This is a genomic window from Pseudomonas juntendi, from assembly GCF_009932375.1.
In the GTDB taxonomy this organism is placed as follows: Bacteria; Pseudomonadota; Gammaproteobacteria; order Pseudomonadales; family Pseudomonadaceae; genus Aquipseudomonas; species Aquipseudomonas juntendi.
In genome coordinates this window covers 40,122-46,923 of the sequence record NZ_BLJG01000110.1, presented here as the reverse complement: position 1 = coordinate 46,923, position 6,802 = coordinate 40,122, and the positions used below count along the sequence as shown (strand labels likewise).

General features: G+C 60.2%; 5 protein-coding genes and 1 pseudogene. 3 read left to right on the top strand and 3 right to left on the bottom strand.

The window, feature by feature from the left end:
* Window positions 1-259: 259 nt before the first annotated feature.
* On the bottom strand, window positions 260-625 hold the full coding sequence (locus GYA94_RS15530) for a histone-like nucleoid-structuring protein, MvaT/MvaU family (RefSeq protein ID WP_054911559.1): 366 nt from the start codon (window positions 623-625) through the stop codon (window positions 260-262).
* Between the two features lie 208 nt (window positions 626-833).
* Window positions 834-1,340, bottom strand: a complete 507-nt coding sequence (locus GYA94_RS15525; RefSeq protein ID WP_218031602.1) for an NAD(P)-dependent oxidoreductase — start codon at window positions 1,338-1,340, stop codon at window positions 834-836.
* 337 nt (window positions 1,341-1,677) lie between these two features.
* Here GYA94_RS15525 and GYA94_RS15515 point away from each other — a divergent pair.
* From GYA94_RS15515 to GYA94_RS15505, 3 genes and pseudogenes are all read left to right on the top strand, one after another.
* Window positions 1,678-2,007 (top strand): annotated as a pseudogene (locus tag GYA94_RS15515) (winged helix-turn-helix transcriptional regulator); the annotation flags it as partial.
* Window positions 2,008-2,137: 130 nt separating this feature from the next.
* Entirely contained in the window at window positions 2,138-2,545 is a 408-nt protein-coding gene (locus GYA94_RS15510; protein ID WP_110676438.1) for a DUF2946 family protein, read from the top strand.
* A 78-nt stretch (window positions 2,546-2,623) separates the two neighbouring features.
* Window positions 2,624-4,675, top strand: coding sequence for a TonB-dependent receptor (locus GYA94_RS15505; RefSeq protein WP_161892642.1), 2,052 nt, complete (start codon window positions 2,624-2,626; stop codon window positions 4,673-4,675).
* A gap of 70 nt (window positions 4,676-4,745) precedes the next feature.
* On the opposite strand, the gene GYA94_RS15500 is transcribed toward GYA94_RS15505, so the two are convergent.
* Window positions 4,746-6,797 (bottom strand): TonB-dependent receptor, encoded by a 2,052-nt coding sequence (locus GYA94_RS15500; RefSeq protein WP_009684828.1) that lies wholly within the window; start codon window positions 6,795-6,797, stop codon window positions 4,746-4,748.
* Window positions 6,798-6,802 lie beyond the last annotated feature (5 nt).

Sequence of the window (6,802 nt, the reverse complement as noted above, 5' to 3'; positions counted from 1 at the left end):
CGCGGCCGCCTTGTTTGTACGGCGCGATATTGAGGCATGCACCAAGGCGTTCGCGCGCAAATCCCACAGGAATAATTGGCCCGAAACAAACGTAGGAGCGAGCGCAGCTCGCGATTGCGCCGCGCGGGCGGCGCTCGCTCTAACAGGCGCTGCCATACCTTGTGGCAAACACCTGTCAGCCCTGAGGCGATCCCTGTGGCTGGCTTGCCGGCGATGGGGCACAGAACGGCCCCAATTGCTCAGTTGTGTGCGGTACGGATTAGCGGGCGACCCAACTTTCGACTTCATCCGCGCCGTATTGCTGCTTCCACTCTTTCAACTGGCGGTGATTGCCGCCTTTGGTCTCGATAACTTCGCCAGAGTGCGGATTCTTGTATTGTTTCACCTGTCGGGCACGGCGCGGTGCTTTCGCTGTGGCCGCAGGGGCTGACTGGCGGTTGGCCTGCGGATCGAGCAAATTGATGATGTCACGCAGGCTGTAGCCATATTTGGCTAGCAGGTCGCGCAGTTTTGTTTCGAACTCGATTTCTTTCTGCAGCTCAGACGACCCTTTCAGCGCCTCAAGTTCAGCCAATTGCTGGGCCAGTTTTTGTTCAAGCTGACGAAACTCTGCCAGACGCGACATGTACTTACTCCGAAGTGGGTGGGGTGTTAGTTAGAGAATCCTAACGCGGTTCAAGTTCAAACCCAAATGACAATGAACCCCACCCGTGTGCAACTTTCTGCACAGGTTTGCGCTTTTACAAGGCTCTCGGCGCACGACATTCGCAACAGGGCACCCAGTCTTCACTGGTTGGCAATGCCAGGGGCGGCACGCAGGTAGGTTTCGTCATTCACCTGGACTTGGCAAGATTGCCCCTGGATAACTTCATGCCGAGCCTGGCCTGCCCATACCAGCCTACTTGCAACTTGCTCTGGGCCGGGCCGTCCTTGAGGTTCGGTATGCGCACCAGCGTCCAGTCAAGGTCGGAGTGGGCGATCAGTTCACCCGTTGCCTTGATGTCTTCATAGGCTTTGCGCGTCAGCAACTTGAACAGCAGCACGAACGCATGTGCGTTGAACGCAAAGCGGTCCTTCGGATCACGATAGGCAGCCGTGGATATCTGCACAAGGCGGCGCACACCTGCAAGTTTCATGGCCGCGATGATGTTGTGCAATCCGCGCATGACGGGCTTGTCGCCCTGCACCTTCAGGCTGTTGGGGCCCAGGGCACTGATCACTGCGTCGGCACCTTCCACGCACTTCGCAATGGCTGGCTGGTCTTGCAGGTCACCGACGACGACGCGTACCCGGCCCGCAAAAGCTTCCAGCTTGCTGGCGTCACGGGTGAAAACCGACAGGCTGTAGCCTAATGCCTGTCAGTTAAGCGTTACTGGGGCTGCTTTGCAGCCCTTCGCGGGCACGCCCGCTCCCACACGTTTGGCGCTGAACTCAATAAATGCGCGATCCCCTGTGGGAGCGGGCGTGCCCGCGAAGGGTCGCAAAGCGGCCCCAAATTACTTAACTGACTGGCATTAGGCTGTAGCCCCGCCTCAAGGCTTCCTCGATGATGAACCTGCCAGTTGGTCCGGTCGCGCCGAACAGCGCGATCCTTTTCTTCTCGTGCATGCTACCTCCAGGTATAAAAAGGGAACCAGGTAACAAAGCTGGTGTGGGTTACCAACAGGTACATGGAGCCTTTACATCATTGCCGTATTGGCCAACGGCCCCCGCCGCTTCAATGAGTTGAAGCGTGGCATCGACGGTATTTCGCAGCGGATGCTGACCTTGACCTTGCGCGGGCTGGAGCGCGATGGGCTGATAACCCGCACGCTGTATCCCACCATTCCTCCGCGCGTCGATTACGACCTTACGGACTTGGGTAAAACCCTGCTGCAGCCCGTCATGGCACTGGTCAATTGGGCGAACGAGCATCAGCACGCCATCGTGCAAGCCCATGAACGCTTTGACCAGGCCACCGAGCCAAATCAGGTCCTGATCCAGGGCGTAGTCTACGAACGCCGGTGAGCGCCCAGCAAAGGCCCGTGCTTGAGCGCCAGGGCCCCATGCAGTGCGTGCGACAAAATGGCGCGCCACCGAACTTGAACTGCCGGTCACTGATACGGCTTAATGCGCGCGACGTTTCCATGGGTGATTCATGCTTTCACGAGCACGTGCGCATCTCTGTCTGTTCGCCTGCTTCGCCGTGCTGTTCAACCTGCTGGCGATGCCGCTTGACCGTGCCTTGCAAACACCCCGCGTCGACAGCCAATCCCTGATTCTCGGTAGCTTTTGCAGCCTGCACGGTGCACAGAGCCTGCCCAAGTCACTGCTGGCCCAGCTCAAGGCCGAGCTGCCCCAACTCGGTGACCAGCCGGAAACGAAACACCAGGCGGGCGACTGCTGCTGTGGCCATGCCGGGCATAGCCTGCTGGCCAGCGACTACTATCGACACCTGTTCCCGCGGTTCTGGCCCGATGCGCTTCTGCTCGGTGACAGCCACAGGTTGCCACTGCCGCGTGAGCAGTGGCCAAAGCTCAACCCCCGCGCCTCTCCCCTGGCCTGACCCGTCGCTGATTGCCAACAGCTGCCCCGTGACCTGCGGTGCGCAGCCCTGCCCGACTGTCTAGCCAGGAAACTTTCCATGCCTGCGTTCCGTTGTACCGCACGTGCTGCCTTGCCCGTGCTCGCTTTGTTCAGCCTCAGCCCCCTGACACTGGCCGTGGCCGAAACACTGCCTGCTGAAAACTCCACCCTCACCCTTGGCGCGGTCAACGTGACCAGTACCGAAAGCGGCCCGCTGGCCACCAGCAGCGTGCTCAGTTCGGTGGATATCCTGGGCGGCGACATCCTCGAGAAAATGCCGGTGGCCTACAGCTGGGAGCTGTTCAGGCGCGCGCCCGGGGTGTTGCTGACCGAATTCAACCAGGGCACCACCTCGGGCAAGCTGTCGTTTCGCGGCTTCAATGGCGAAGGCGAAGTGAACGCCGTGAAGTTGCTGATCGATGGCATCCCCAGCAACACCAACGACGGCAACATGCCCTTCATCGACTCGGTGTTTCCCATGGACATCGACAGCATCGAGGTGGTGCGTGGTACCAGCGATCCACGCTACGGCCTCAACAACATCGCCGGTAACGTCAATATCCACACCCGCACCGGGGGCAACTACAACAAGGCCCGCCTGCGCTACGGCAGCTTCAATACGCGTGAGGTGCAACTGGCCAAGGGCATCGAGACCAGCAATTGGACGCAGAACTACTTCTTCGCTCGCCAGCAGGTTGATGGCTACCGTGACCATGCCGATACCGAGCGCTATAGCTTCGGCGGCAAATGGTTCTATACCCCCGACGATGGTAGCTACCGCCTTGGTCTGATTGCCCGTCACTACGAGTCAGAAGCTCAGGAGGCGGGCTACCTGACCGAGGATGACGCCCGCCATCATCCGCGCATGAGCAATGACTACAACGCCACGGACAAGGGGACGCGGCGGATGAACCAAGTCAGCGTACACTTCGATACCGACCTGGCCGACACCCTTTCATGGTCAGCCAAGACCTACCTCAATACCTTCGACGATCGTCGCTGGACTCAATACTGGCGTACCAGCTCGCAACAGGAACGAGATAGCTACGAAGACCAGTACGGTGCCATTACCTCGTTGACCTGGCGGCCACAGGTGGACTGGCTGCACGCCTTCGCGCTGGAAGGTGGCAGCGATGTGCAAAAGCAACAGAACCGCAGCGAGCGCTATCGCACCGTGGAGCGTGTACGCCAGGCGCAGACACGCGACCAGGACTTCGACTTCAACACGGTCGGTGCCTACGTGCAGGCGGAGATCGAGCCGTTCCCATCGTTGAAGATCGTGCCGGCCTACCGGGTGGACAAGATCAGCGGTGACTTCACCAACAAGATGACCGGGCAGGACTACGACATCAACGACTACGGGCTGATCAAGCAGCCCAAGCTCAGCATTGTCTATTCGCCCTGGAAGTTTGCCAGCGTCTACGCCAACTGGGGCCGCACCTTCCAGGTCGGGACCGGCGCTGCAGCCTACAAGGTGCCGCCGCGCAATGAGGACCTGGCCCCTTCGATCAACGAAGGCTGGGAAACCGGCATCAAGTTCACCCCGGCCAGCTGGGTCGATGGCCGCGTGGCCTACTGGCGTCAGGACGCCTCTGGCGAAGTGAGCCGTCGCCTGAACGACCCCAGCGGGGAGTCGGACAATGTTGGTGAGACACGGCGCTGGGGCTACGACCTGCAGGTCAACCTGCACCCGAGCGAACGCACCGAGATGTGGATGTCGTACTCATGGCAATATTCGAAGATCCTTGAGCCGAGCAGCGCCTTGCCTGGCAGCAAAGGCAAAGAGATCGACCATGTGCCGCACCACCTGTGGAATACCGGCATCAACTACCAGGCCACGCCTGCCCTGCAACTGAGCGCCTGGGCAAACGGCCAGACCCACTACTACCTGGAGCGCGAGAACACCCAAGGCACCTACGGTGGCTATGTGTTGCTGAACCTGGGGGCAACCTACCAGGTCAATGCGTCGATGAGCGTGGACCTGCAACTGAAAAACCTGACCAACCGCTATTACGAGTACGCCTGGTACGACCCGGATGGGGCGCACGCTTCGCTGCACGCCCCCGGTGACGGGCGCGCACTCTATGCCGGTGTGACGTTCGACTTCTGATGGCAAAGCGGGCTGGCCACGCTGGCCCCGAGCAGGCGAGCAGACGCTCGCCTGTGGCACGGCCAGCCTGTTACAGGCTCATGTTCAACGACACGAATGCCGAACGGCCTGGGGCGGGCGAGAACATGGGCTGGTCGTTGCCGCCCCAGAAGAAGTTGTCGTACCAGACATATTCATATTCGCGGCCCAGCAAGTTCTTCACCTGCAGATCCACGCTGGTGGACGGGGTGATCCGGTAACTCACGCTGGCATCCACGACCACGAAGCCACCGTACTTACCCTGCTCGTTGAGCTCATCGATGTAGTAGCTACCCTGTGCCCGCCCCTGCGCGCCGAACTTCCAGTCGTCATTGTAGCGGTACTCGACGCCCACATTGCTGATGTAGCGAGGGGTGGAAAACACTTCTTTTCCTGACAGCGACTGGCCGTTGGCAGCCAGGCCCTTGACCACTTTCGCCTCCTGAACCGCGTGGGACGCCCAGACCGTCCACTGTTCATCCAGCTGTGCGCTGATCTGCATGTCCACGCCCCGGCGGCGGGTTTCGCCGAGCCCCACCGTGGTACCGGTGCTGGGCATGTTCGCGACTTCATCGGTCGCATCCTGCTGCCACAGCGCAAGCCGCGCCTGGGCACCCGGGAACGGCTGGAATTTCACCCCAACCTCCTTGCCCGTGTTGATGGACGGGTCGTACGAGGCTTGCCCGGGCAGCAGGTAAGCCGGTTCCGCCGACCCGGTGAGCACCTGGAAGGTGCGCCCCCAATTGGCGTAAACGTCGATTTCGGGGGTGAGGCTGTAGATCACGCTGAGTTTCGGTTGGCGGATCCAGCCATAGTCCTGCAGGGATGCCTTGGCGCCGCCGAGCACCTCGGTGTTGCCGGAGAATTTATCCACCCGCATGGCAGGGATGATCTTCAGCGCATCGGTAGGCTGAATGACCGCCTGCACGTACCCGCCGATATTGCGCAGGGTGTAAGCGTCGTCATTTTGCACGCGCGCCGGCGGCGCGTCGAAGTCGGTTGGCACACCGTAGTTGTAGCGCAGGCGACGGTACAGGTTATCCTGCTCTTCGTAGTTGATGCCGCCATCGAGCGTCAGCAACTCATTGGCGCGCCAGGTCAGGTTGCTGAGCATGCCGCGCTGCTGCTCGTCCCACTGGCGTCGCTGCCGAGGTGCGTTGCCAGGCCGGTAATCGGTGAAAGTGACAGTGCGGTCATCGTTGTAGCTGTTGTAGTACAGCTTGCTGCTCAAGCTAAGGTCATCGGCCAGCTGCCAGTCACTGTGCACGCTCACCTGCTTCATGTCGCGGTCGTCACCATCATTGCCGTTCTTGGCAGGTGACTGGGTGCGGCTGGCGTGCAGTTGGTCACGGGTGAGGAAGCCCGGCTCCTGGGCTTGGTGATGATAAAGCCGGGCAATCAGCCCGACACGGAAGGTCTGATCATCGTTGTTGACAAACCATTTGCCGCCCAACGCATATTTGTTCGAGTTGCTGTGGTCGCGGTAGCCGTTGCTGTCCTGCTTGGCGAGCATGTAGTTCTGGGCGAAGTTGCCCTCCTCGTGGCCGACTGCCAACTGCACTTCACGGGTATCGAAGCTGCCGTAGGTCACCCGGCTATCGACATAGTTGCCGCCCTGGCGTGTGGCAAAGTTGATGTTGCCACCGATGTTGTGCAGCCCATAACGCGGGTCGTTGGTACCGCGTACCACCTCGATGTATTCGATGTCCAACGGGAAAATCATGTCGATGAAGCGCTGGTTGCCGCTGTTGACGTTGCTTGGCACGCCATCGATCAACGTCTTGATGCCGTTGATGTAGCCCTCGCCGTTGAACGCACGGAAACTGACCTTGCCAGACTCTGCACCTTGGCCGGTTTCGGTCAACTGGATGCCTGGCATCTGCCCCAACAGCTGCCAGCTGTTCATCACGTTCTTGTCGCGCACCTGGTCGCTGCCAAGAACGTCGACCGAGGTCAGCACGTTTTCGGTGCTCAAGGCTACGCCAGCGGTCTGAGTGATGTTCACGTCACCGAGCGTGATGGTCGAGGTGCCGGTCTGTCCGGCGACAAGGTCAGGTGTGAACATTGCCGTGAAAATGGCAAACGATGCTTGGGGGAATCGCATGGAGA

What these genes read in the sequence shown, in the direction of transcription:
- GYA94_RS15510 (WP_110676438.1), top strand. Translation starts at nt 2,138, where the DNA reads ATGCTTTCACGAGCACGTGCGCATCTCTGTCTGTTCGCCTGCTTCGCC.
- GYA94_RS15500 (WP_009684828.1), bottom strand. Translation starts at nt 6,797, where the DNA reads ATGCGATTCCCCCAAGCATCGTTTGCCATTTTCACGGCAATGTTCACA.
- GYA94_RS15530 (WP_054911559.1), bottom strand. Translation starts at nt 625, where the DNA reads ATGTCGCGTCTGGCAGAGTTTCGTCAGCTTGAACAAAAACTGGCCCAG.
- GYA94_RS15505 (WP_161892642.1), top strand. Translation starts at nt 2,624, where the DNA reads ATGCCTGCGTTCCGTTGTACCGCACGTGCTGCCTTGCCCGTGCTCGCT.